The organism is Citrobacter sp. Cpo030, from assembly GCF_030333005.1.
GTDB classification, from domain to species: domain Bacteria; phylum Pseudomonadota; class Gammaproteobacteria; order Enterobacterales; family Enterobacteriaceae; genus Citrobacter; species Citrobacter portucalensis.
Genome location: NZ_JAOWGT010000041.1, coordinates 57669 through 81235 on the forward strand (window position 1 = coordinate 57669; position 23567 = coordinate 81235).

20 protein-coding genes are annotated in these 23567 nt (G+C 52.5%); 8 read left to right on the plus strand and 12 right to left on the minus strand.

What is annotated here, in order from left to right; genetic code table 11:
• The first annotated feature begins 151 nt into the window (after positions 1-151).
• Together OGY37_RS02185 and OGY37_RS02190 are read left to right on the plus strand one after the other, a co-directional pair.
• Complete coding sequence (locus OGY37_RS02185; protein ID WP_008784042.1) at positions 152-1264, plus strand: MBL fold metallo-hydrolase; 1113 nt, start codon at positions 152-154, stop codon at positions 1262-1264.
• A gap of 17 nt (positions 1265-1281) precedes the next feature.
• A complete protein-coding gene (locus OGY37_RS02190) occupies positions 1282-1623 on the plus strand; it encodes a RamA family antibiotic efflux transcriptional regulator (RefSeq protein WP_003021996.1) in 342 nt (113 codons plus the stop codon).
• Positions 1624-1645: 22 nt separating this feature from the next.
• Here OGY37_RS02190 and OGY37_RS02195 read toward each other — a convergent pair whose 3' ends face one another.
• Positions 1646-1894 (minus strand): DUF1158 domain-containing protein, encoded by a 249-nt coding sequence (locus OGY37_RS02195; RefSeq protein WP_008784044.1) that lies wholly within the window; start codon positions 1892-1894, stop codon positions 1646-1648.
• Between the two features lie 67 nt (positions 1895-1961).
• A complete protein-coding gene (locus OGY37_RS02200; RefSeq protein ID WP_286619958.1) occupies positions 1962-3080 on the minus strand; it encodes a YbdK family carboxylate-amine ligase in 1119 nt (372 codons plus the stop codon).
• A gap of 142 nt (positions 3081-3222) precedes the next feature.
• On the opposite strand from OGY37_RS02200, the gene OGY37_RS02205 reads away from it, so the two are divergent.
• Entirely contained in the window at positions 3223-3927 is a 705-nt protein-coding gene (locus tag OGY37_RS02205; RefSeq protein WP_003831168.1) for a GNAT family N-acetyltransferase, read from the plus strand.
• 42 nt (positions 3928-3969) lie between these two features.
• Here the strand turns inward: OGY37_RS02205 and OGY37_RS02210 are convergent, their stop codons facing one another.
• From OGY37_RS02210 to OGY37_RS02245, 8 genes are all read right to left on the minus strand, one after another.
• Complete coding sequence (locus OGY37_RS02210; RefSeq protein WP_003831169.1) at positions 3970-4755, minus strand: SDR family oxidoreductase; 786 nt, start codon at positions 4753-4755, stop codon at positions 3970-3972.
• A 35-nt stretch (positions 4756-4790) separates the two neighbouring features.
• Positions 4791-5588 carry an SDR family oxidoreductase gene (locus tag OGY37_RS02215; protein ID WP_003831170.1) on the minus strand — a complete coding sequence of 266 codons (798 nt, stop codon included), beginning with the start codon at positions 5586-5588 and terminating at the stop codon, positions 4791-4793.
• Positions 5589-5641: 53 nt separating this feature from the next.
• Positions 5642-6709 (minus strand): ABC transporter permease, encoded by a 1068-nt coding sequence (locus OGY37_RS02220; RefSeq protein WP_003831171.1) that lies wholly within the window; start codon positions 6707-6709, stop codon positions 5642-5644.
• Positions 6710-6726: 17 nt separating this feature from the next.
• Positions 6727-8271: a sugar ABC transporter ATP-binding protein gene (locus tag OGY37_RS02225; protein WP_286619961.1), complete on the minus strand. Its 1545-nt coding sequence runs from the start codon at positions 8269-8271 to the stop codon at positions 6727-6729.
• A gap of 1 nt (position 8272) precedes the next feature.
• On the minus strand, positions 8273-8893 hold the full coding sequence (locus OGY37_RS02230) for a DUF2291 family protein (RefSeq protein WP_286619963.1): 621 nt from the start codon (positions 8891-8893) through the stop codon (positions 8273-8275).
• Between the two features lie 43 nt (positions 8894-8936).
• Positions 8937-9872: a D-ribose ABC transporter substrate-binding protein gene (locus OGY37_RS02235; RefSeq protein ID WP_003831174.1), complete on the minus strand. Its 936-nt coding sequence runs from the start codon at positions 9870-9872 to the stop codon at positions 8937-8939.
• Between the two features lie 125 nt (positions 9873-9997).
• Complete coding sequence (locus OGY37_RS02240; RefSeq protein WP_286619965.1) at positions 9998-11518, minus strand: FGGY family carbohydrate kinase; 1521 nt, start codon at positions 11516-11518, stop codon at positions 9998-10000.
• Positions 11519-11855: 337 nt separating this feature from the next.
• Positions 11856-12806, minus strand: a complete 951-nt coding sequence (locus OGY37_RS02245; RefSeq protein ID WP_003831176.1) for a sugar-binding transcriptional regulator — start codon at positions 12804-12806, stop codon at positions 11856-11858.
• Between the two features lie 361 nt (positions 12807-13167).
• On the opposite strand from OGY37_RS02245, the gene OGY37_RS02250 reads away from it, so the two are divergent.
• Positions 13168-13998, plus strand: coding sequence for a transketolase (locus tag OGY37_RS02250; RefSeq protein WP_003831177.1), 831 nt, complete (start codon positions 13168-13170; stop codon positions 13996-13998).
• Complete coding sequence (locus tag OGY37_RS02255; protein ID WP_149281871.1) at positions 13991-14926, plus strand: transketolase family protein; 936 nt, start codon at positions 13991-13993, stop codon at positions 14924-14926. The genes OGY37_RS02250 and OGY37_RS02255 overlap by 8 nt, the downstream gene beginning before the upstream one ends.
• Before the next feature lie 3 nt (positions 14927-14929).
• Here the strand turns inward: OGY37_RS02255 and entD are convergent, their stop codons facing one another.
• Positions 14930-15553 carry an enterobactin synthase subunit EntD gene (gene entD, locus OGY37_RS02260; RefSeq protein WP_148362688.1) on the minus strand — a complete coding sequence of 208 codons (624 nt, stop codon included), beginning with the start codon at positions 15551-15553 and terminating at the stop codon, positions 14930-14932.
• A 48-nt stretch (positions 15554-15601) separates the two neighbouring features.
• Positions 15602-17896 carry a TonB-dependent siderophore receptor gene (locus OGY37_RS02265; protein ID WP_003022009.1) on the minus strand — a complete coding sequence of 765 codons (2295 nt, stop codon included), beginning with the start codon at positions 17894-17896 and terminating at the stop codon, positions 15602-15604.
• Positions 17897-18149: 253 nt separating this feature from the next.
• On the opposite strand from OGY37_RS02265, the gene fes reads away from it, so the two are divergent.
• From fes to entF, 3 genes are read left to right on the plus strand one after another with little or no spacing between them, the layout of a single operon-like run.
• Positions 18150-19367, plus strand: coding sequence for an enterochelin esterase (gene fes, locus OGY37_RS02270; protein WP_286619969.1), 1218 nt, complete (start codon positions 18150-18152; stop codon positions 19365-19367).
• Between the two features lie 30 nt (positions 19368-19397).
• The gene (locus tag OGY37_RS02275; protein WP_032941816.1) at positions 19398-19616 is read left to right on the plus strand and encodes an MbtH family protein; all 219 of its coding nucleotides are present in this window, start codon (positions 19398-19400) and stop codon (positions 19614-19616) included.
• A complete protein-coding gene (entF, locus tag OGY37_RS02280; protein WP_286619972.1) occupies positions 19613-23503 on the plus strand; it encodes an enterobactin non-ribosomal peptide synthetase EntF in 3891 nt (1296 codons plus the stop codon). Before OGY37_RS02275 ends, entF begins: the two co-directional genes overlap by 4 nt.
• Positions 23504-23567: the final 64 nt, after the last annotated feature.

The following is a 23567-nucleotide window of genomic DNA, read 5'->3' on the forward strand; positions in this document are numbered from 1 at the left end:
CACGGCGATTGCTGCGCCGCAACGGCGAATGTCAAAGATTGAAAATCATCTTGACGGAGAACTTTCGATTTCTATAATGAGTGCTTACTCACTCATAATCAAGAGTCAGTCGCGCAAACCAGCGGAAAGGGGGCGCGTTTAAGGTCAGGATATGAAGCGTCTCACAGTTTGTGTGGTTGTTATTATGCTTATTGCCGCAGCTGCAAGTTTACCGTTTGTACTCAATGCCGGGTTTGGTCAGGCACCGCAAGGGGCACAGCTGAGTCAGGTTGAACAGTCACCGCACTATCGTGATGGACAGTTTCATAACCAGGTGCCGACACCGGGCTATACCGGCAACAAAGGTATGCTGGCGGCCTGGTGGGAGTTTCTGGTCGCTAAGCGTGAAAATGCACGTCCAGCGCAGCCGTTACCTATGGTCGCGACCGATCTCGCCGGGCTTTCGCCGCAGCAGGATACCCTGGTCTGGCTGGGCCACTCTTCGTGGTATTTACAGCTGGCGGGTCAACGTATCCTGATTGATCCGGTGTTCAGCAATTATGCCGCACCGTTCTCGTTCCTGAACAAGGCCTTTGCCGGTGATTATCCATGGACTGCGCAGACGATGCCGGAGATTGATTTGCTCATCATCTCCCACGATCACTATGACCATCTGGATCTCGCCACTATCAAGGCGTTAATGCCGAAAATTAAGCGGGTGATTACACCGCTTGGCGTCGGGTCGCATCTGCGTTACTGGGGAATGCGCAGCGAGATAATCGAAGAACGGGACTGGAATCAGTCCGTCAGAGTGACGGATTCGCTGATCGTTCATGTGCTGCCTGCTCGTCATTTCTCGGGACGCGGTATCAAACGCAACCAAACGCTATGGGCGAGCTTCATGTTCGAAACGCCGGAGCAGAACGTTTATTACAGCGGCGATTCCGGCTATGGACCGCATTTTAAAGCCATCGGCGAGCAGTTTGGCTCTGTCGATTTGGCGATTATGGAGAACGGTCAGTATGACCAGGACTGGAAGTTTATTCACATGATGCCGGAAGAGACGGCGCAGGCTGCGGCAGATCTACATGCGAAGGCTGTGTTGCCAGGGCATGCCGGCCGTTTCGTTCTGGCGAAACATACCTGGGATGATCCATACAAACGACTGGCGCTTGCCAGCCGTCATCAGGATTACCGACTGCTGACGCCAATGCTGGGTGAACCGGTAATACTGTCCGAACCGGACCAACCGTTTACGGCCTGGTGGCAACAGGTGACTCAATGAATACAGGGGAGAGCATGATGACGATTTCTGCTCAGGTAATTGATACGATTGTTGAATGGATTGATGATAATTTGAATCAGCCATTGCGCATTGATGATATTGCACGCCATGCGGGATATTCCAAATGGCACCTGCAGCGTCTTTTTATGCAGTACAAAGGCGAAAGTCTTGGGCGTTACATCCGCGAGCGCAAGCTGCTGCTGGCGGCGCGCGATCTACGCGATACCGACCAGAAAGTGTACGACATCTGTTTGAAATACGGATTCGATTCGCAGCAGACCTTTACGCGTATTTTCACCCGTACGTTCAGCCAGCCACCGGGCGCTTATCGCAAAGAAAATCATAGCCGAACGCATTAACAGCATAGGGTTCTCGCGGGCGCTAATCCGCCAGCGAGAACCAGCGCCGCCAGATGAAGCGCAGCACCAAATATTCAATCACGCCCAGCAGTAAAAACCACAGGCAAAACAGCAAAGTATAAAACTGATTGAGATCCATCAGATGAAAAATGGCGACGAGTTTTTGCGCCAGCACCAGGCCAAGCGAGGGGGCGGGCAGCAGCAGGCAAGACAAAAAAGCCAGTAGCAGGATCCCTGCGACAGTCATCAGTGATTCAAGTGGGTGTTTCATGACATTGTTAAACTTGAGTTAAAAAGCTATTGTCCGGGATCTCAGCGGGCAACGCAAATACCCACGCTTACAACCCCGCCCAAATCTCACAATGTTTTTTCACCAGGCCACTCAGTGACCCGCCTTCGGCGACAAAGTCACGCATGTTTTGTGCTTCATCATGACCATTTTTAACCTGCAGATGTATAGCTTCAATCGCGCTGGTTGCGCCCACTTTACCCGCAGAGGTAGCGATATTCTCCAGTAATCGCAATGTGTCTTCTGACAGGCGGCAGCCGTCGCCGGTATTGACGTCGGTGACGATTCCCGCCATACCAAAGCGACAGGCCTGAAAACGATTGAATTTATACAACAGGTAATCACGCTCCTGGTGCTTGAACGGACGTTTGGTGAGTAACCAGTGGGCGGTAGCCTGAATAAGTCCTGCCATATTGACCGCATGATCAAGGGTCAGCGGCGTATCCATTACCCGAACCTCTACCGTGCCAAAGTGCGGGCTGGGGCGGATATCCCAGTGTAAATCTTTAATGCTATCAATCATGCTGGTGTAAGCCAGTCGACGGAATAGCCCCTCGAATTCCTGCCAGTTATTCACCCATGGCATCGGGCCATTATCGGGAAATCCGGAGAAAATATTCAGGCGCGCGCAGGCAAACCGCGTGTCGGACGTCTGCATATAAGGTGAAGCGGCAGAGAGCGCAATAAAATGGGGAACAAATCGCGACAGGCCGTGTAGCAGGTAAATGGCATCATCGCCGTTTGCGCAGCCGATATGCACATGTTGGCCGAATACCGTCGCTTGCTGGATAAGATAGCCAAAATTTTCCAGGTTGCGCCGATAGCGTTCGTCATCGCAGACTTCCTGACGTTGCCATTTTTGAAATGGATGTGTGCCACCGCCACAAATGGCGAGGTGATGCTCTGCAGCAACTCGCATAATTATCTGCTGCATAGCGGACAATTCAGCATCAGCATGGTCGATATTTCGGCAAACTCCGGTCGCCATCTCCAGCATACTTTCGGTGATATCGTGCTTCACTTCTCCGGCGGAGAGCTGCGGTGTGACGGCATCAATCAGCCGGGAGGAGTCCTGACTCAGGTCGTAACCTGGCGGATTGACCACCTGCATTTCCAGTTCAATGCCTAACGTAAAAGGGTCGGAAACATGAAAATCGGGTAGTGGCATAAGGCTCTCTTCCGCGTTGATTTTTAATCAGTATAGAAGGACTGCTGATTTTCTGTTCGTCGTCAAAATCACCCTTGCGACGCTTTGAAGGTGTAATGGCCGGTGTTATAACTATTTTTTACTTCGCTACTGGGGTTGAATCGTGCCGGAAATAAATCTTTATGGGCAGACCGTCGGCGATGTCGTGCCGGACTGGAATGGCGCTGCCGTACTGCCACGGGAAACGCTGATAGGGCAATATTGTCGACTGGTTCCCCTGGATGCCGACAGCCATGCTGCCGATCTGTTTGATGCCTACGCGCAGGCGCTGGACGATCGCGACTGGACCTGGCTTGCAAGCTCTCGCCCCACAAGCGTTGAGGCCGCAGCTTGCTGGGTGCAGGGGAAAGTTACTGATGCATCTCTGGTTCCCTATGCCGTCATTGAACAGCGTTCAGGACGAGCTGTCGGACTGGTGTGCTTTATGGCGATTGAACGAGAGCACGGTTCGGTCGAAATTGGTCATGTGACCTGGTCACCGCGTATGAAAAATACGGTTCTCGGCACCGAAAGCATCTGGCTGCTGTTACGCCAGGCATTTGCGTTGGGCTATCGTCGCGTGGAGTGGAAATGCGATTCTCTGAACACCGCTTCTCGACGGGCAGCGGAACGCCTTGGGTTTATCTTCGAAGGTCGCTTTCGCCAGAAGATTGTGCGCAAGGGGCGTAATCGCGACAGCGACTGGTTATCAATGATTGATAGCGAATGGCCCCAGTGTGATGCCGTTTTACAGCGCTGGCTGGCCGCGGAGAACTTTGATGAACACGGGCGGCAACGAAAAACGCTGGCTGCCTGTAGCCGCGAATAAATTAACGCCCGCAGCTAACAATGGCTGCGGGCGTATTGCTGTTTACCAACAGATAAATCCGCCATCTACAACCAGGTCTACACCGGTGCAAAATGAAGCGGCATCGCTGGCCAGAAAGAGTGCCGGGCCCGCCATCTCTTCCACTTTTGCCATGCGCTGAATTGGCGTCTGGCTTTCAAACTCCCGCGTCTGATGAACCATTTCCGGTCGAGTATTCATCGGCGTGGCGGTATATCCCGGGCTGATGGAGTTCACGCGTATTCCTTTTCCAATCCACTCCATCGCCAGGCTTTTCGACAGATGAATCACCCCCGCCTTAGCGCTATTGTAATGGGCTTGTTCAAGGCCTCGGTTAACAATAATCCCGGACATGGATGCGATGTTAATAATCGAGCCACCACCGGATTCCAGCATCAGCTCGGCTTCGGCTTTACAGGAATTCCACACGCCAGTGAGGTTAATGTCGATAACGCGCTGCCACTGCTCGCTTTCCATTTCCAGCGCAGGGTTGGCGTTGGCAATGCCTGCGGCATTGACCGCAATATCCAGACGACCAAAGCGTTCCTTCGCCAGGGCTACCGCGGCGCGAAGGTCGCTAAGCTGGCGGACATCGCCCGTATAGAGCGCAGCCTGGGCGCCAATAGCGGTGATAGCATCAACGGTCGCGTTCAGCCCGCCGTCTTCGCGCAAATCAAAACAGATCACGTGCGCGCCCGCGCTGGCAAGTGCGCAGGCGATAGTCTGACCGATGCCGCTACCTGCGCCAGTAACGAAAGCGACGCGCCCCTCAAGATTAAACAGTTGTTGAGCAAAATCTTTTGTAATCATAGTGATGACTCTCTTAACAGATACCCTGGTGGGCATTAAGACATAATCAGGCCGCCATCGATGTTGATGGTTTGTCCGGTGAGATAACGCGCATCGTCAGAGGCGAGAAAAGCGACCAGTCCGGCGACATCCTCAGGTTTGCCCGCGCGTTTCATGGGGATGCCTTTAACCCATTCCGCCATCAGTTCACCTTTGCCATAGCGTTTTTCATCTGTGCTGAGAATTTCGCCCCAGACACGATCGTTGTAATCCCACATTTCGCTTTCGATTATCCCTGGGCAAAAGGCGTTGACGGTGATATTCCACGGTGCCAACTCATGCGCCAGGCTTTGCGTAATACCAATTACGCCCATCTTGCTGGCGGCGTAGTGTGGGGTATAGATGAAACCCTGGCGTCCCTGACCGGAAGAGGTATTAATCAGACAGCCCTGGTTTTGCTTAACCATATATTTTGCTGCTTCCCGACAGCAGAGCCATACGCCAGTGGTATTTACGGCGAGGACTTTTTCGAAATCGGCTTTCGGCATGCGGTCGAAATAGTCGATGGTGATAACACCCGCGTTTTGAATCGAGACATCAATGGTGCCGAAGCGCGCTGCGGCCTGCTCGTACAGAGATTGCACCTGCGCCTCATTGGTGACATCCACCTGCAAAGATAAAATATCTGCCTGATAGCGCTGACGAAGCTGTTCCGCTGTTTCGTGGACGCGCTCTGCATTAGATACCATCACCAGGTTTGCGCCGTCGCGGGCAAAACGTTCGGCGATACCTGCGCCAATCCCTCGACAAGCACCAGTGATGACAATTGTCTTACCATGAAAATCACGTTGCATATTTTTATCCCCTGTATAGGCCGGGCAAAAGATGCCCGGCGGAATGTTGCTGCTTAACTGGATACGGTATTTACTGAAGGTGCTGCCGCCAGCTTTTCTTCATGGCGACGCATCAGAATGACTTTGTTCTGCAGCTTTTGCTGGAACTGATCGACAACAACGGCGGTGACGATAACCACACCTTTGATGACCATCTGCCAGAAGTCGCTGACGCCCATCATCACCATGCCATCGGCGAGGAAGACAATTACGAAGGCACCGATAATGGAGCCGGAGACGCGTCCGCGTCCTCCCGCGAGCGCAGTTCCGCCCAGCACAGTTGCGCCAATGGCATCCATCTCAAACATGTTACCGGTCATCGGATGTGCGGTTTGCAGTTGTGAAGCCACAATCAGCCCAACAAAAGCGGCACACAGGCCGGAAAAGGCGTACACAAAGATCTTCGCTTTTACGATAGGGACACCCGCCAGACGTGCGGCGGACTCGTTCCCTCCAATCGCGTAGATATAGCGGCCAAGTGGGGTTTTGGTGGTTACCCAGTAGCCCAGCAGCAGGAAGGCAATCATCAGCCAGATAGGGAGATAAATCCCCAACAAAGTACCTGAACCCAGCGTGGCAAAACCGGTATTGCCCAGCGCGTCCATGCCGTTAAGATTTGGGTAAGTGCTGCCGTCGTTAAACAGAAGAGCAGATCCTCTGGCAACGTACATCATGCCGAGCGTACAGATAAACGGCGCAACGCCGAAACGCGTGATGACGGCACCGTTGACAAAACCAACGACAACGCCGAAGAGGGCAACACAGATTATGACCTCTGGTACGTTGAAGAAGATGATGTTGCCACCCCAGATGGGCAGACCGTTGGTAAGCAAGGCGCCTGCAACCATGCCGCAAATACCCGCTACCGCCCCGACGGACAGATCGATACCGCCAGTGAGTATCACCAGCGTCATACCAATTGCCAGTAAGCCCGTGATGGCGACGTGCTGGGTCATGATCAACAGGTTAGAGGTGGTCAGGAAATTAGGTACCATCACGCTAAAGAATGCGATAACCAGCAGCAGTGCGATAAACGTTCTGGCCTTCAGGAGGTACATATAAATCATATATTTCTGGTTCATGATGGATTCCAGCCTGATTAATCTTGAGGTGTAGAAGCCGCGATTAATGTCTCGCGGGTAACCGCATGACGGGGGACATCAGCGGTGATTCGGCCATCGGCCATCACCAGAATGCGGTCCGCCAGCGCCATCACTTCGTCCAGCTCTGATGAAGAGAACATCACCGCCAGCCCTTGCTGCGCCATTTTGCCAATAAGGTGATACACGTCGGTTTTCGCACCCACATCAATGCCTCGGGTGGGCTCATCAAGGAAAACCACCTGCGGTTGCGTCATCAATGCCTTACCCAGCACCACTTTTTGCTGATTACCGCCGCTTAATGAGGTGATAGGCAGTTCGGGATCGCTCACTTTGATAGCCAGCTGCTGGATCATTGCCTTCACACTGGTCTGCTCTTTGTGCGGATTCAGCCATTTCCAGGCACGGCGAAAGCCTTGCAGGCTGAAGTCAGACAGCGTCATGTTGGACTGAATCGACATCATCTGAACAACGCCTTCGCCCTGTCTGTCTTCAGGCACCAACGCCAGCCCCTTTTTAAGACGTGACTGAAAATGGGCTTTATCAATGCATTCGCCGTTAAGCTGCACGCTCCCACTCTGGCAGGGCATAAGTCCCACCAGACCTTTGAACAGTTCCGTGCGTCCAGCGCCCAGCAGACCATAGATTCCGATGACTTCGCCTTTACTGAGGCTAAACGTCACGTCATTAAGCTTATAGCCGCCGCTCGGATGAAGGGCTGTGAGACCCTGTACGGATAGAACCGTTTCACCTTTTGGTGCGGGTTGATAATCAAAATGTTTTTTCTTGTCACCCACCATTTGTTCAATGATCCACGGAATACTGGCATCATTGACTGGGCGTTCGTTGATAAAACGACCGTCGCGGAAAATCGTGATGTAATCACCAATTTCCATCAACTCTTCCAGACGGTGGGATATATAGATGATGGTGACGCCGCGTCGTTTGAGTTGCTCAATGACGTTAAACAACACTTTCACCTCAGACTGGCTGAGTGCGGAGGTCGGTTCATCCATGATTAAAACGCGGGTATCTTTGGAGAGCGCACGAGCAATTTCGACCAGTTGCTGATGACCGATCCCTAGTTCCTCCAGAGGTGTATACGGATCAACATCCAGCTCGAGTCTTTCCAGTAAGGATTTTGCTAGTGCGTATTGGTATTTTTCGTTGATTTTCCCTTTTTGAAAGAACTCGTTAGCCATGAAAATATTATCCATGACATTCATGTTTGGGAATAAATTCAACTCCTGAAAAATAATGCTGATACCCAGTTTTTCGGCCTGATGGGTCGAATTTAATGTGACGGGTATGCCATCCATAATAATTTGTCCAGAAGAGGGACTTTCGACACCAGCAAGCATTTTCATCATGGTGGACTTACCCGCACCATTTTCTCCGATCAGCACGTTTACTTTATTCCGATATACCCGGTAGTTGACGCTATCTAATGCCACTACCCCAGGGTAAACACGCGATAAATCGTGTGTTTCGATAATAACTTCAGATTCGACGGAATGAGGAGTGACGATATCTTGCTGCTGCATGTTATTGTCCTCCTACAGATTCAATTTTCGCTGGTGTAATAACCGGGATGGATTTTGGTATCTCCCACTCAGAAAAAACACCATAAACGTGTACTGATTCTCCGGTTTTAAGCTGCGCAGATTGGATCATCTTTATTGCTTGTTCGTTAATTCCTCGACCATATTCACCAAATAATACCTGGTCATTGAAATCACTATAACTTGTGCCTTTAAAGGCATCGCGTAATTGTGTGCCGCGCAGCGTCGGACCAATCTGCACAATAATGCTGTTGCCGTTTTTATCGGCGATAGTCATTTTTCCACTACGAGAGGCGGTATCAAGATTGCTAATTTTTCCCTCTACTTGTACGTAAAAGATGCAGGGATTCTCTTCCTGAGAACGGTAGCCGAGATTTTTACAGGCGCTATCAAAATCTTTTTCAGCATGCAAGGCCATTAATAAATCGGCCACCGGACGAGCCTGCCCGACAATTTGCGGAACAATTTTGTTTTGCCACGTTTGATCAATATTAGCCATGTGTGGATTCGGTGGCGACTTGAGGTCCGCAAGTTCCTGCTGCGAGACGATGCGGCATCCGCCCACGGTCAACAAGGCCAGCGCAAGCCAGGCTTTTTTAGACATAATGTTCTCCTCTGCGCCTCCTGAGAGGCGCAACAACCCGGGATCAGGACTTGATATTGAAATCCTGCACTTTATCTGCGTTTTCTTTAGTGATAAGAATTCCGCGGAACATGACGCGTTGCTTTTCGGGTTTTATGCCTTTTTGCAGGTAGTTATCCAGATCGGTAACCCCTTGTGCTGCGATAGCCTGAGCCTGGAGCATGACGGTTGCCTGTAGAGTGCCTGCTTTCACCGCATCACGTTCGTCGTTGCTGCCGTCGATACCGACCACTACCACGTCGCTGCGGTTCGCCGCTTTTAATGCAGCAATAGCGCCCAGTGCAACAGGACCGTTACCGCAGATGATACCTTTCACGTCCGGGTGGGCCTGTAGGATGCTGTCCATAATACGTTTACCGTCGATAAGCGTACCTTTGGCATCCTGTCTGGCGACACTAACCATATCCGGGAACTGATCAATAACCTGGTGGAAGGATTTGGAGCGCGTAACACAATTATTATCCGCAAGGTTACACGTCAGTTCAGCATATTTACCTTTTTCGCCCATCTTCTCGACGAAAATATTTGCAACTTCGGAACCCGCCTGGAAGTTATTGTGGGTAATTTGCACCAGTGCAACATCATCAACGGGAATTTCACGGTTGATTAATATGACGGGAATTCCAGCTTTTTTCGCTTTTTCAATTGCCGCGACGCTGGCCGTTGAATCTGCATTATCCAGAACGATACCCTGGACTTTTTTGCCGATTGCCGTATCAATCAATTCATTCTGTTTTTTCACATCTTCACTGTGCGACAAAATTGTGGTTTTGTAGCCCAGTTCCTTGGCTTTTTCACTGGCACCTTTTGCTTCTGAGGCGTAATACGGGTTATCCAGTGAATTCACCATAATCATGATTGTCCCTTTTTCCGCTGCATGAGCAGTAAAAGACAAAGCAGTCAGGGTTGCAGCAGTTAACAGCGTTAAACGTAATTTCATGACAATGTTCTCTCTGTGTTGTTATTGTCGGGTACGGTGAAACAACGTAAAGCTTGAATTTCTTATGGTCCGGTGTCCTCCTGTATATGTGGTAAATAACGTCGCGCGTTTTCCCAGGTGAGGCATCAGGCGGACGGGGCCGGTTTCCATAATGTTCTGTTTACCGCATGGCGCCATTCCTGCCATCTTTTTTGCAACCGATGGTGGCGATCCATGTCGGGTTGAAATGTGCTATGTACGGTTAAAAAAGCTTTTAAATCAGTCAGTGAGCCAGGGTAAAGCGCTTTACGCGCCAGTAATGCCGCGCCAATGGCGGAAAGTTCTGGCACATCGCTACGCATAACCGGATAACCAAGCAAGTCTGCCTGATATTGCATTAGCCAGTCGTTTTTGGTGGGGCCACCGTCAACCATTAATGCAGTTAACTTGAAATCATCGTGCTGCTGCATGGCAACTACAACATCGGCGATTTGATAGGTAATCGACTCAAGTGCGGCACGAATGAGATGTGCTCGTTTAACTCCCCGACTGAGTCCGCAGATGACTCCACGGGCACTGTCATCCCACCACGGTGCGCCAAGCCCGGTCAGTGCTGGCACAAAATAAACGCCGAGGGTCGAATCAACGGAGGCGGGAAGGGTGTTGAGTTCGTAGGCCAGTTCGGCATCCGAAAGTTCGCTCAGACCAGTACTGTCCGCCATCCATGCCACCGCATCACCCGTGTGCGGGATATTGCCTTCCAGACCGTATATGATGCTATTTCCATCGTGCCAGGCGATGGTTGTAGCCAGTGCGTCAATATCGCATTGGGCTGATTTGACCGGCGCCATCACCGATGAACCGGTACCGTAAGTTGCTTTAACGCATCCCATTTCGCCAAGAGCATGGCCAAACAGAGCGGCATGTGAGTCACCTACCATCGACATCACAGGAATGCCGTCTGGGATGCCATTGAGTCCACGAGTATGACCAAATAATCCACTGGAGGGTTTTATTTCCGGTAAGGCGGCGCGCGGAATGTGGAAGAGTGCCAGCATGGCTTCATCCCACTCTCCAGAGTGCAGGTTTAGCAACTGTGTGCGGGCGGCGTTGGAATAGTCACAGCAGAAGGCTTCACCAGCGGTTAAATTCCATAGCAACCAACTGTCGATCGTTCCCAGGCAAATTTGTCCCTGCGCAGCCAGCTTTGGGCCATCGGTCACGGATTCCAGTAGCCAGCGCATTTTTGATGCGGAGAAAAGTGGTGCGATTGGCAGACCAGTGGTTGATTTTATTAGTTGTTCTTTATTTTCATGCCGCAGTTCCTCGCAGTAAGCCGCACTGCGCGTACATTGCCAGGTGATTGCGGAATTTAGCGGTCTGCCAGTCTGGCGATACCAGCCTATGGCGGTTTCACGCTGATTACTGATAGCCAGTGCTGCGACGTTTTCAGCACCAACATGATTCACAGCTTTGGCAATGACATCAATAGAAGCATCAATCAACACCTCGCCAGATTGTTCAACCCAGCCATCCCGAGGGGTCTGAATCGCCAGTGGCTGAGAAAACTTTGCCACCACATTGCCCTGTGCATCAAGTGCAACCGCTTTGGCGTTAGTTGTGCCTTCATCCAGCGCAATGATGAACTCTTTCTTCGCTGCACACATAGATTATCTCCTGAGTCACATTGCGTCCCGGTTTGGAGGATAAAGCCCCTCATTGTCGCGTCATTACTACATCAGGCCTGGCTGTGACATCGCTTTTTAATTATTGAATATATATTCGGTAGTGATTATTTATTTAATACCTTAGCCACAATCTTTCCGTTGGGCTACAGAAAAAATCATCAATTGTGCTGAGAATCACACTTACACAGACGGGACAATAACAGAAAGAAGAGTAAATTAAGGCGAGGTGAAACCTTTCAGTCTATTGAAATATATGGATTTTAGTCACAGCCTTTGCTTTTTATCTTTCGTGCAAAGGCTATCAGCGAATTGAGGATCAGGAGGTGACCAGCATGCGGGCCGTAGGATAGTCGGTAATGAGCACGTCGATATAACCTCCGTTCAACGCCCCTTTAATTGCCGCGACTTTGTCTGTACCGCCAGCAAGCGCCACGACATTCGGGCATTTTTTTACCTTGTCCAGGGCCATGCCAATCACTGGATCTTCGTCATCTTGCAATACCGGCTGGCCCTTGTTGTCGTAGTAATGCAGGCAAATGTCTCCGACCGCGCCGCGATCTGCCAGTACCTGCAACATATCTTCGTGGTAGTAGTTGCCTGATGTTTTCAGCAATTGGGACGGTTCGAGGATCCCGACGCCAACAATGGCGATGTCTACATTATCAAAGCGTGAAATCACATCGGCGACATCTTTGCTGGCAACGAGACGGTTTTTCTCTTCAACCGAGCCTTCGATACTCTGCGAAGGAAGCAGCCAGGCTTCACAATTCAGATGTTGTGCCAGCGTCTGCGTCAGAATTGTGGCCTGTACGTTGCCGTTGGGACCCACGCCGCCCAACAATTGAATTACGCCGCCGGCCTTCAGGTTCTGCGTATGGACTTCATCCACCATCGCTCGGATAGTCGAACTCCATGAGGAAACGCCCACCAGATCTTTGGGGCGCAGCCTGGTTTCCAGATAGTGGGCTGCGGCAGAACCAATGGCGCGTTTGATGGTGTGGTCGCTGGCATCCTCTTCGGTATCAACCACAATGGCCTGCTTAATGCCGTAACGTTCCTCGATCCCTTTTTCAAGATTCAGGAAGATATTTGAGGGCTGGACAACGCTGATTTTCACCACCCCTTCTTTCTGACAGCGGGTGATGGCGCGGGAGATAAACGACTGAGAAAGCGAGAGAAGTTGAGCAATATCGGACTGTTTGCGTCCTTCAAGATAGTAAAGGGTAGCGATTTTAACCAATAGCCGTTGTTCGTCCTGCTTAGCCATATATTTCCTCGAAAATCATTTACGTACCGCCATTATCTTAATGCGTTTTATCATACGCGAAAATTGAAGACAGGTAAGTGTGATAAAGCTCTAACTTTAACCAATCCTCCAAAACAGCTATGGACAAATACGAAAATTAGGTTGCATAATTGAATAAAGAATCATTTGTGAATATATATTCATGGTGGTTACAGGTCAACTTATTATTACCAGCGTCAGTGTGGTCGCGGTAAGGAGGCAGAATGTTCCTGAGTATGATACAACGGCGTAAGCCTGAAGATGTGACGTATGGGAAATTCTGGTTTTTTTAGTCCCATGCGGAATAAATATTCCATATTGAAAATAAATTCAGAGGTGCTAAATGAATCCCTGGAACTATGATATCCAGACTCTTGAGCGCAAAGCGCGGGCGGTTCGCCGTCACATTGTTAGATTAAATGCTAACAGCCCTGCGGGTGGGCATACTGGTGCGGACTTGTCTCAAGTTGAGCTGTTGACGGCACTCTATTTTCGTATACTCAATGTCGCTCCGGAGCGTATCGCTGATGAGGCTCGGGATATCTACATCCAGTCTAAAGGTCACGCGGTAGGCTGTTACTACTGCGTTCTGGCGGAGGCGGGTTTTTTTCCCGTTGACTGGCTGGAAACCTATCAACATGCCAATTCCCATCTTCCCGGACACCCGGTGCGCCAGAAAACGCCGGGTATTGAGCTGAATACCGGTGCTCTGGGCCACGGTTTACCTGTTGCGGTGGGACTGGCTCTGGCTGCGAAGAAAAGTAACAGTTCACGCCGCATCTTTTTAATCACAGGCGATGGCGAACTGGCCGAAGGAAGTAACTGGGAAGCGGCGCTGGCTGCTGCTCATTATGGCCTCGATAACCTGATCATTATTAATGACAAGAACAATCTTCAATTAGCCGGACCGACTCGCGAAATCATGAATACCGATCCGCTTGCCGCAAAATGGCAGGCATTTGGTATGACGGTGACTGAGTGTCAGGGGAATGATATGGCGTCGGTTGTCGCCACGCTGGAAGGACTTAAGCAGGATGGCAAACCTAACGTCATCATTGCCAATACCACGAAAGGCGCGGGTATATCTTTTATCCAGGGGCGCCCTGAATGGCACCATCGGGTGCCAAAAGGTGAAGAGATCGAACTGGCTCTGGAGGAATTAAAAGATGAGTAATGCAGAACACCTCGCGAACGTCATGGTTCAGGCGTTCATTGATGCAGTGGAACAAGGTGTTGACCTGGTGCCGGTCGTAGCGGACTCGACATCAACCGCGAAAATTGCTCCTTTTATAAAGCAGTTTCCCGGTCGCCTGGTCAACGTAGGTATTGCCGAACAAAGCATGGTTGGAACGGCGGCAGGACTTGCACTTGGCGGTAAGGTAGCGGTCACCTGTAACGCTGCGCCATTTCTTATCTCCCGTGCCAATGAGCAAATTAAAGTCGATGTTTGCTACAACAATACCAATGTGAAGCTATTCGGTCTTAATGCCGGTGCCAGCTATGGTCCGCTGGCGAGCACTCACCATTCGATTGATGATATTGCCATTATGCGAGGCTTCGGCAATATCCAGATTTTCGCCCCATCTTCGCCACGAGAGTGCCGACAGATTATCGATTATGCGATTGGCTATCAGGGACCGGTATATATTCGTCTTGATGGAAAAGCTCTGCCGGAAGTTCATGACGAGAGTTACCGTTTTGTTCCGGGGGCGGTGTTGACGCTGCGTGAGGGGGAGCATGTGGCGCTGGTGGCAACGGGCTCGACAGTTCATGAAATTGTTGATGCCGCCGCGCTGTTGGCTGACGCGGGAATTCAGGCGAAGGTGGTCAGTGTGCCTTCAATTCGCCCCTGCGATACCAAAGCCCTGTTATCTGCGTTACAAGGCTGTAAAGCGGTGATTACCGTGGAAGAGCATAATATTAATGGCGGGTTGGGAAGCCTGGTGGCCGAAGTGCTGGCAGAGGCCGGAATGGGGGCAATTTTGAAGCGTTTAGGCATCCCGGATGGGGAGTACGCGGCGGCGGCGGATCGAGGCTGGTTACGCCAGCACCATGGCTTTGACGCCGCAGCCATCGCGGCTCTGGCCCGCGAACTGCTTTGAATTCTATACTGTTGCCAGTGTGATTACAGCGTTGTCCGAAAAACGCCATTGCACACGATACGTTTGGTGGTGCGCGCGGAGGATCATCTGGTTACGCTGTAACACCACGATTTGATATTGCGTAAACCCGGCGTCTGCTTGTCTTGATGTCCGGGTTGCTTTAAAAGCGCTCTCTTTGGCGGAAAACGCCAGGGTGAGCGCCTGTTCAATAGACAAGCCGCTGTTTGCCAACAATTCTTTCTCAGCATGAGTGACAATGCTACTTGCCAGTTCGGTTGCCGTTTGTGGCGTAAAAATGGCTTCTATGTCAATACCCACCGGCTGTCTTGATACCACCGCCAGCGCAGTTGATGCGCTATGGCTGATACTGCCAAACAGCCCCTGCGGCCATACCGGTTGGCGTTGTGTACCGATGCCGGGTACGGTTTTGATACCGTATTCGCGTAATGCATGTACTGCGGCAATACGCCCTGCTAAGTGCTCAGCTTTACGCTTACGTCCACAGGATTGAAGCTGAGAGTGGTGGGGGAGCCAGAGCAGGTCGTGCTCATGGAAGCTGTCGGGATCGAACTCGACAATGTGCAGCGTGTGGTCTGCGAAAGTGAGCGGTGTGTGCGTGGTGTGCATCATAGTTATGATTTCCCTCTCCCCGCAGCGAGGAGAGGGAAAGCGTTATCAGAAGTGTGTGTTAACGCTCATGAACCACGTCCGGCCCGGTTCATTATAGGTGTACGCGCCAGCGCCCGCCATATAGTCGCCAGTTTTGATATCACTGGTTGTTTGGGCATTACCTTCACGCCACAGACGTTTGTCGAAGACGTTATCCACGCCGCCGGTCAGGCTGACGTTTTTCGTCACATCCCAGGTCGCGCTCAGGCCGACGATGCTGTACGGACTCACTTCCTGGGCTGAACTGCCGGTCACTGGTTTACCCTGGTAATCATATTTCTTCGGCTGCTGTTTGCCGTACCAGGTAAAGGTGGATTGCAGTGACAAATCCTCACGCGCCTGCCAGCTCAGCGTTGAGTTCAGCGTGTATTCAGGAATAATCGACAAGCGTTCGCCGGTCTCTTTATTCTTACTTTGCAGCATGTAAGTGATGTTGTTGGTCCAGGTAACGGTTTCGCTAACCGGTACGTTTAACGTCCCTTCCAGGCCTTCCACCACCGCTTTAGGTACGTTTTCCCACTGATAGATATCGGTGTAGGTTGTTGTTTCTTTACCCGTAGTCGGGTTTTTCTGGGTAATTGACGTTCTGCTTAGCGGTACAGTCCCCGCTTCGATCTTGTTACGGTAATCGTTGCGGAACCAGGTGACGCCGGCCAGCCAACCGTCACGTTTGAACTCCAGACCAATCTCTTTGTTGATACTGGTTTCGGCCTTCAGGTCATCGTTGCCCATCATGTAGCAACCAATGCCCGTCGCAGATCCGGTGGCATAGCAGCCCTGGCCTTTGCTGTACAGAATATAGTTCGGGTTAGTCTGGTACAGGCTAGGTGCTTTATAGGCCCGTGCGATACCCATTTTCAGCGTAAAGTCGTCGCCCAGACCTTGGGACAGGTTCAGGGACGGGCTCCAGTTGTCGCCAACGACGCTGTGGTGGTCGAAGCGCAGACCCGGCGTCAACATGGTGCTGTCGGTCAGCTCCATGTTATTTTCAGCAAACAGGGAGAAAATTTCAGCCTGTGAATATGGGCTACGATCGGTGCTGCTGGCACCAGGTATGTTCCCGCCCATAAAGGTCTGGGTATTGGAACTCATGTCTTTCATACGCTGCTGGTTCCATTCGGTACCGAGCGTCAGGTTCTGGTTAACTAACAGGTCGAATGGAATGCTAATTTCGCTGTGCAGGGTGACATCCGCCAGGTCAGTGTCGGTAAATTGATTACTGTTAAATAACCCTTCAAGGCCACCTGCCAGACCTTCACCCAAACGGGAGTTACGGGTGTGTTCGTATTGCGCCCAGTTGCTGGTGGTAATGCCGTTGTCCCAGCCGCCGTTCCACGTCAGCGCATAGTTCTGGCGGTACATACGGTTGGTTTCTTTACCGTAGTATTTTTTTACCAGCCCGTTAGTTTTGTTATCGTTGTTGGTGTTTTGAGTGTCACCCGCATACAGGTTGCCCTGACGGCTGTAGCCAGCTTCAAACTCCAGCGATTGCATTGGGGCAAAATCCCAACGCAGCAGGCCGTTGATATCTTTGTTTTTTACCCCTTCACGACCCGCAGGCATCGTATCGGCATATGACCCTGTACGTGCTGACTGGTGACCGTCGTTAATGTCCCAGGCATCGGCCTGGGTTTTGTCGAGGTTACCGTTCAGGCGGAAGCTGAAATCTCCGCCCAGCGGTCCATTCAGACTAAAGTTGGTACGCTTGGTTGAACCTTCCTCTTTGTGTTCCGGGGCGTTGAAATAGGTATTCCAGGAACCATGCCACTCATCGCCGCCTTTCTTGGTGATGATATTCACCACACCGCCAGCTGCGCCATTGCCATAGCGTGCTGCGGCAGGACCGCGCAGCACTTCAATACGTTCAATCATTTCCGGAGCAACCCAGGCGGTATCGCCGCGGGTATCACGCTCGCCGCGCCAGCCCTGGCGTACGGAGTTACGGCTGGTAACCGGTTTACCGTCGATCAAAATCAGGGTGTTTTCTGGCCCCATGCCGCGAATATCGATCTGGCGGTTGTTGCCGCGCTGACCGCTGGTTGAGTTACCGGTCAGGTTAACGCCAGGCATGGTACGGATGATTTCCGACACGTCGCGAGCGGGAGGGTTTTTACGAATTTCATCAGCGGTAATGGTTGAAACACCCGGCGCCTGCAGGTTCTGCTGGGCGGCGGTAACGACGATGGTGTCTTCATGAGAGACAGCGACGCTATCGGTTTGATCTTCTGCCATTGCTGGCAGGGCTACCCCGTAAATCCCTAAATTGACCAATAAGGCCAGTGAATGAATCTTGTTGTTCATTGTATGTCCTGCTGTTCTTTTAGCCACGAGTACCAATGTGCCGTGGTGCGGCATTTGGCCTGATGTCGCCCGCATCTGCGTAAACTATCCATTCCAGAAAAAGTACGCAGCGCCAGGTCGGTTTATAAGTGGTGAAAAACTGTACGCGCTTCCCACAGCGCGACAATACGCTATTGCAAATGCAAATAGTTATCAATAATATTATCAATATATTTCACGCTAGATCATAAAATTTCACAATAAACATGGGGTTATGGCTGTGACGACGTTAAAGATGGGAAGCGAGGCGTGGTGGCAGTCGAAAAAAGGCCCGGAGTGGGAGCGTGAAGACAACGGAAATTATCGGGTAACCTTCTGGTGGCGTGACCCACGGGGAACGGAAAAAGAGTCAGCCATTCATCGCGTTTGGGTTTATATCACCGGCGTCACCGACCACCATCAAAATGCCATCCCTCAGTCGATGCGACGCATTGATGGAACAAATGTTTGGTGCTGGAGTGTTTCCCTCAGCGCCAACTGGCGTGGCAGCTACTGTTTTATCCCAACAGCACGAAACGATATCTTCTCCTCGCTGGCGGCGGACGCTGCGCCTGACCGAAGCATCCTGCGTGAAGGCTGGCGGCAATTGCTGCCGCAGGCCATTGCCGATCCCCTTAATCCGCAGAGCTGGCGGGGCGGTCGTGGCCACGCGGTGTCTGCGCTGGAAATGCCGGAGGCACCCGTACAGCCAGGATGGGATCGACCTGAAAACCCAGATTCACCCGCAGTTTGCCTGCAATGGCATAGCGCCAGGCTCGGCAATACGCGTCGCGTATGGGTGTTTACCACCGGTGATGCTCAACCCGAAACGCGTCCGTTGGCTATCCTGCTGGACGGACAGTTTTGGGCACAGAGTATGCCGGTCTGGCCTGCGTTGACTTCACTCACGCATCGCGGACACCTTCCTTCTGCCGTTTATCTCCTGATTGATGCCATTGATACGGCTCACCGCAGCCATGAGCTACCGTGTAATGCGGATTTTTGGTTGGCGGTGCAGGAGGAGCTATTACCACTGGTGAAGACAACGACCGCGTTTAGTGACGATCCGCAGCGCACCGTGGTGGCTGGGCAAAGTTTTGGCGGGTTGTCATCGCTGTATGCCGGGCTGAACTGGCCCGCGCGCTTTGGCTGTGTGCTTAGCCAGTCGGGCTCTTACTGGTGGCCGCATCGTGGTGGTTATCAGGACGGGGCGATCGTCGAGCAACTGAAGACCGGGACCGTCAGCGCTCAGGGGCTGCGTATTGTCCTGGAAGCGGGGATCCGCGAGCCCATTATTTATCGCGCTAATCAGGCGTTATATGCCCAGTTACCTTCTGCACCACAGTCTATTTTCTGGCGTCAGGTTGATGGCGGACACGATGCGCTTTGCTGGCGCGGCGGTCTGATGCAAGGGCTAATGACGCTCTGGCAACCGCTTACCGACACGATTTAACCGGACGATGTTCCACGACAGGAGTTGAGTATGGAATTCAGTAACCCCTTCGATAATCCGCAGGGCCAGTTTTACATTCTGCAAAATCCCCAACGTCAGTTTAGCCTTTGGCCGCAGCAGTGCTCGCTTCCTGCTGGCTGGCAAATTGCTTGCGAACCCCAATCCCAGGAAGCCTGCCAGCAATGGCTGGAAGCAAACTGGACCACGCTTACGACCGCGAACTACGTCGATGTGCAGGAGGCTCCATGACTCAGCGTTTACCGTTAGTGGCGGCTCAGCCGGGGATCTGGATGGCCGAAAAACTCTCCACATTGCCCTCGGCGTGGAGCGTGGCGCACTACGTAGAGTTAACTGGCGAACTGGACGCGTCGTTGCTGGCGAAAGCCGTTGTGGCGGGCCTGGAGCAGGCCGATACCCTGCGGATGCGGTTTAGCGAAGATAACGGTGAGATCTGGCAATGGGTGGATTCTGCGCTCGCCTTTGCGCAACCTGAAATTATCGACCTGCGCGAAAAAGCCAATCCACATGAGGCGGCGCGTGCATTGATGCAGGCAGACCTGCAGCAGGACATACGTGCTGATGGCAATAAGCCGCTGGTTTTTCACCTGCTTATACAGGTGGGAGAAAAGCGTTGGTATTGGTATCAGCGTTACCATCATTTGCTGGTCGATGGCTTCAGTTTTCCAGCCATTACCCGCCAGATAGCCGCAATTTATCGCGCATGGCTACACGGCGAGCCTACGCCTGACTCGCCTTTTACGCCGTTCGCCGAGGTGGTGGAAGAGTATCAACAGTACCGTCAAAGCGATGCCTGGCAACGCGACGGCGCTTTCTGGAGCGAGCAGCGAAAGCAACTCCCGCCTCCTGCCTCGCTGTCGAACAATCCGTTGCCGGGACGATCGGCCAGCGCGGATATTATTCGTATGAAGTTAACCGCGCCTGAAGGGGCGTTTCGTCGGCTTGCGGCACGTATGCCTGACGTTCAGCGTGCGGATCTGGCCCTCGCGCTGGTGGCATTGTGGCTGGGACGTTTATGCAGCCGAATGGATTATGCCGCCGGGTTTATCTTTATGCGGCGTATGGGGTCGGTGGCGTTGACCTCCACTGGACCGGTTTTAAACGTACTGCCATTTGGTGTGAGGCTGGATGCGGCAGAAAGCTTGCCTGCACTTGCACAACGACTGGCCGGACAGTTGAAGAAAATGCGTCGGCATCAACGTTATGATGCCGAACAAATCGTTCGCGACAGCGGGCGTGCAGCCGGTGCCGAGCCGCTGTTTGGCCCGGTGCTGAACGTGAAAATATTCGACTATCAGCTGAATATTCCCGGTGTTCAGGCACAAACCCACACGCTGGCGACAGGGCCGGTGAACGATCTTGAGCTGGCGTTATTCCCGGATGAAAACGGTGGGCTGAGTATTGAAATTCTGGCCAATAAACAGCGCTACGATGCAGAAATGCTGGCGCAGCATGCCTCGCGTTTAATCGGTCTTATCGAGCAGTTTGCCGACAATCCGGCGCTATGCTGCGGTGACGCCGGGATGCTGTTGCCAACAGAACATGAGCGGCTGGCGAAAATTAACGACACGACCGTGGAGATCCCGTCCACTACGCTGAGCGCGCTGGTGGCACAGCAGGCCGATAAAACGCCGGATGCCCCGGCGCTGGCCGATGCCCGTTATCAGTTTAGCTATCGCGAAATGCGCCAGCAGGTCGTGGCGCTGGCGAGCCTTTTGCGTGCACGCGGCGTCAAGCCTGGCGACAGCGTCGCCGTGGCATTACCGCGTTCCGTGTTCCTGACGCTGGCGCTGCACGGTATTGTTGAAGCCGGTGCAGCCTGGCTGCCGTTGGATACCGGATACCCGAACGATCGCCTGCGGATGATGCTCGAAGACGCGAAGCCAAAATTGTTGATCGCGACCAATGAGCAACTGGCGCGCTTTAGCGATATTCCTGGGCTGGAAAGTCTGTGCTATGACTCACCCCTGCCAGCAGAAGATGCTGCTCCGCTGGCACTATCTCAGCCCAATCATACTGCCTATATCATTTTTACTTCCGGTTCTACCGGTAGACCAAAAGGGGTGATGGTTGGGCAAACCGCCATCGTTAACCGTCTGCTGTGGATGCAAAATCACTATCCGCTGACCGCGGATGATGTGGTGGCGCAAAAAACACCGTGCAGTTTTGACGTCTCGGTATGGGAGTTTTTCTGGCCGTTTATTGCCGGGGCAAAGCTGGTAATGGCAGAGCCTGAGGCGCACCGCGACCCGCTGGCGATGCAGCAGTTCTTTGCCCAATATGGGGTGACGACCACGCACTTTGTTCCCTCTATGTTGGCCGCTTTTGTCGCTTCACTGACGCCGGAAACCGCGCGGGAGAGTTGTGCCTCGCTGAAACGGGTATTTTGCAGCGGCGAAGCCTTGCCTGCAGATTTATGCCGTGAGTGGGAACAGTTAACTCATGCGCCACTGCACAATTTGTACGGACCAACGGAAGCGGCGGTTGATGTGAGCTGGTATCCGGCCTGGGGGGAAGACCTTGCTGATGTAACCGGCAACAGCGTGCCGATTGGCTATCCGGTATGGAATACCGGTTTACGTATTCTGGATGCCATGATGCGCCCGGTGCCTTTCGGCGTGGCTGGTGACTTATATCTGACGGGGATCCAACTGGCGCAAGGTTATCTGGGCCGTCCGGATCTGACCGCAAGCCGCTTTATCGCCGATCCGTTTAACGCTGGCGAACGCATGTACCGTACCGGGGATGTGGCTCGCTGGCTGGAAAATGGCGCGGTGGAATACCTTGGGCGCAGCGATGACCAACTTAAAATTCGCGGACAACGCATTGAGCTCGGCGAGATTGACCGGGTGATGCAGCAATTGCCAGATGTCGAGCATGCCGTTGCCCACGCCTGCGTATTCAACCAGGCGGCGGCGACAGGCGGCGATGCGCGTCAACTGGTGGGGTATCTGGTGTCACAATCGGGTTTACCGCTGGATACGTCCGCGTTGCGGGAAAAGCTGCGTGAAAAACTGCCTGCGCATATGGTGCCGACAGTATTGTTGCAACTGGCGGAGCTGCCGCTTAGCGCGAACGGTAAACTGGATCGCAAAGCGCTGCCGATGCCTCAGTTGACGTCGCGTGTTTCCGGGCGCGCACCGCGAGCAGGGACTGAAACCACCATCGCGCAGTCTTTTGCGGCTTTGCTGAATTGCGAGGTGAATGACGTGGCGGCAGACTTCTTTGCGCTTGGCGGACATTCGTTGCTGGCGATGAAGTTGGCAGCACAGTTGAGCCGGGTTTTTGAGCGTCAGGTGACGCCGGGGCAGATTATGGTGGCCTCTACCGTTGAACAACTGAGCGCTCTGTTGGAGAGCACTGATGATGAACAGTCGCAGCGTCTGGGATTTGAGGCACTGCTGCCGCTGCGTGAAAGTCACGGCCCAACGCTGTTCTGTTTTCATCCGGCGTCGGGTTTTGCCTGGCAGTTTAGCGTGCTGTCGCGATATCTCAGCCCGCAGTGGTCGATTATAGGTATTCAGTCGCCACGACCGGATGGGCCTATGCAGACGGCGGAAAACCTCGACGCGGTATGCGAACATCATCTGGCAACGTTGCTCAGTCAACAGCCTCACGGACCTTACTATTTATTAGGTTATTCGCTGGGCGGCACGCTGGCACAGGGGATCGCCGCGCGCTTACATGCCAGAGGAGAGACGGTTGCATTCCTCGGGCTGTTGGATACCTGGCCGCCGGAAACGCAAAACTGGCAAGAAAAAGAGGCTAATGGGTTGGATCCAGCGGTACTGGCGGAGATCGAGCGTGAACGCGAAGCGTTTCTGGCGGCGCAGCAGGGGAATGCGTCAGAGGCTTTATTTAACGCAATCGAAGGCAACTACGCCGATGCGGTTCGCCTGCTTACCACGGCGCACAGCGTGCCGTTTGCAGGTCACGCCACGCTTTTCGTCGCTGAGCGCACGTTAGTACCGGGTGTGAGCCCTGAGCGCAGTTGGTCGCCGTGGATATCCAGTCTGGATGTTTACCGCCAGGATTGCGCGCATGTTGATATTATTTCCCCCACCGCATTTGAGGTGATAGGACCTGTAATAAATACACTGATTAATAAATCTGTGTAACAAGACGAATATTGCTATCGCGGTGATCGAACAATTCCATAATGTAAAAAATATGTTATGGAAT

Excerpts from the sequence above, each read along its gene's own strand:
- OGY37_RS02185 (WP_008784042.1), top strand. The coding sequence starts at position 152 with ATGAAGCGTCTCACAGTTTGTGTGGTTGTTATTATGCTTATTGCCGCA.
- OGY37_RS02190 (WP_003021996.1), top strand. The coding sequence starts at position 1,282 with ATGACGATTTCTGCTCAGGTAATTGATACGATTGTTGAATGGATTGAT.
- OGY37_RS02195 (WP_008784044.1), bottom strand. The coding sequence starts at position 1,894 with ATGAAACACCCACTTGAATCACTGATGACTGTCGCAGGGATCCTGCTA.
- OGY37_RS02200 (WP_286619958.1), bottom strand. The coding sequence starts at position 3,080 with ATGCCACTACCCGATTTTCATGTTTCCGACCCTTTTACGTTAGGCATT.
- OGY37_RS02210 (WP_003831169.1), bottom strand. The coding sequence starts at position 4,755 with ATGATTACAAAAGATTTTGCTCAACAACTGTTTAATCTTGAGGGGCGC.
- OGY37_RS02215 (WP_003831170.1), bottom strand. The coding sequence starts at position 5,588 with ATGCAACGTGATTTTCATGGTAAGACAATTGTCATCACTGGTGCTTGT.
- OGY37_RS02220 (WP_003831171.1), bottom strand. The coding sequence starts at position 6,709 with ATGAACCAGAAATATATGATTTATATGTACCTCCTGAAGGCCAGAACG.
- OGY37_RS02225 (WP_286619961.1), bottom strand. The coding sequence starts at position 8,271 with ATGCAGCAGCAAGATATCGTCACTCCTCATTCCGTCGAATCTGAAGTT.
- OGY37_RS02230 (WP_286619963.1), bottom strand. The coding sequence starts at position 8,893 with ATGTCTAAAAAAGCCTGGCTTGCGCTGGCCTTGTTGACCGTGGGCGGA.
- OGY37_RS02235 (WP_003831174.1), bottom strand. The coding sequence starts at position 9,872 with ATGAAATTACGTTTAACGCTGTTAACTGCTGCAACCCTGACTGCTTTG.
- OGY37_RS02240 (WP_286619965.1), bottom strand. The coding sequence starts at position 11,518 with ATGTGTGCAGCGAAGAAAGAGTTCATCATTGCGCTGGATGAAGGCACA.
- OGY37_RS02245 (WP_003831176.1), bottom strand. The coding sequence starts at position 12,806 with ATGGCTAAGCAGGACGAACAACGGCTATTGGTTAAAATCGCTACCCTT.
- OGY37_RS02250 (WP_003831177.1), top strand. The coding sequence starts at position 13,168 with ATGAATCCCTGGAACTATGATATCCAGACTCTTGAGCGCAAAGCGCGG.
- OGY37_RS02255 (WP_149281871.1), top strand. The coding sequence starts at position 13,991 with ATGAGTAATGCAGAACACCTCGCGAACGTCATGGTTCAGGCGTTCATT.
- entD (WP_148362688.1), bottom strand. The coding sequence starts at position 15,553 with ATGCACACCACGCACACACCGCTCACTTTCGCAGACCACACGCTGCAC.
- OGY37_RS02265 (WP_003022009.1), bottom strand. The coding sequence starts at position 17,896 with ATGAACAACAAGATTCATTCACTGGCCTTATTGGTCAATTTAGGGATT.
- fes (WP_286619969.1), top strand. The coding sequence starts at position 18,150 with ATGGCTGTGACGACGTTAAAGATGGGAAGCGAGGCGTGGTGGCAGTCG.
- OGY37_RS02275 (WP_032941816.1), top strand. The coding sequence starts at position 19,398 with ATGGAATTCAGTAACCCCTTCGATAATCCGCAGGGCCAGTTTTACATT.
- entF (WP_286619972.1), top strand. The coding sequence starts at position 19,613 with ATGACTCAGCGTTTACCGTTAGTGGCGGCTCAGCCGGGGATCTGGATG.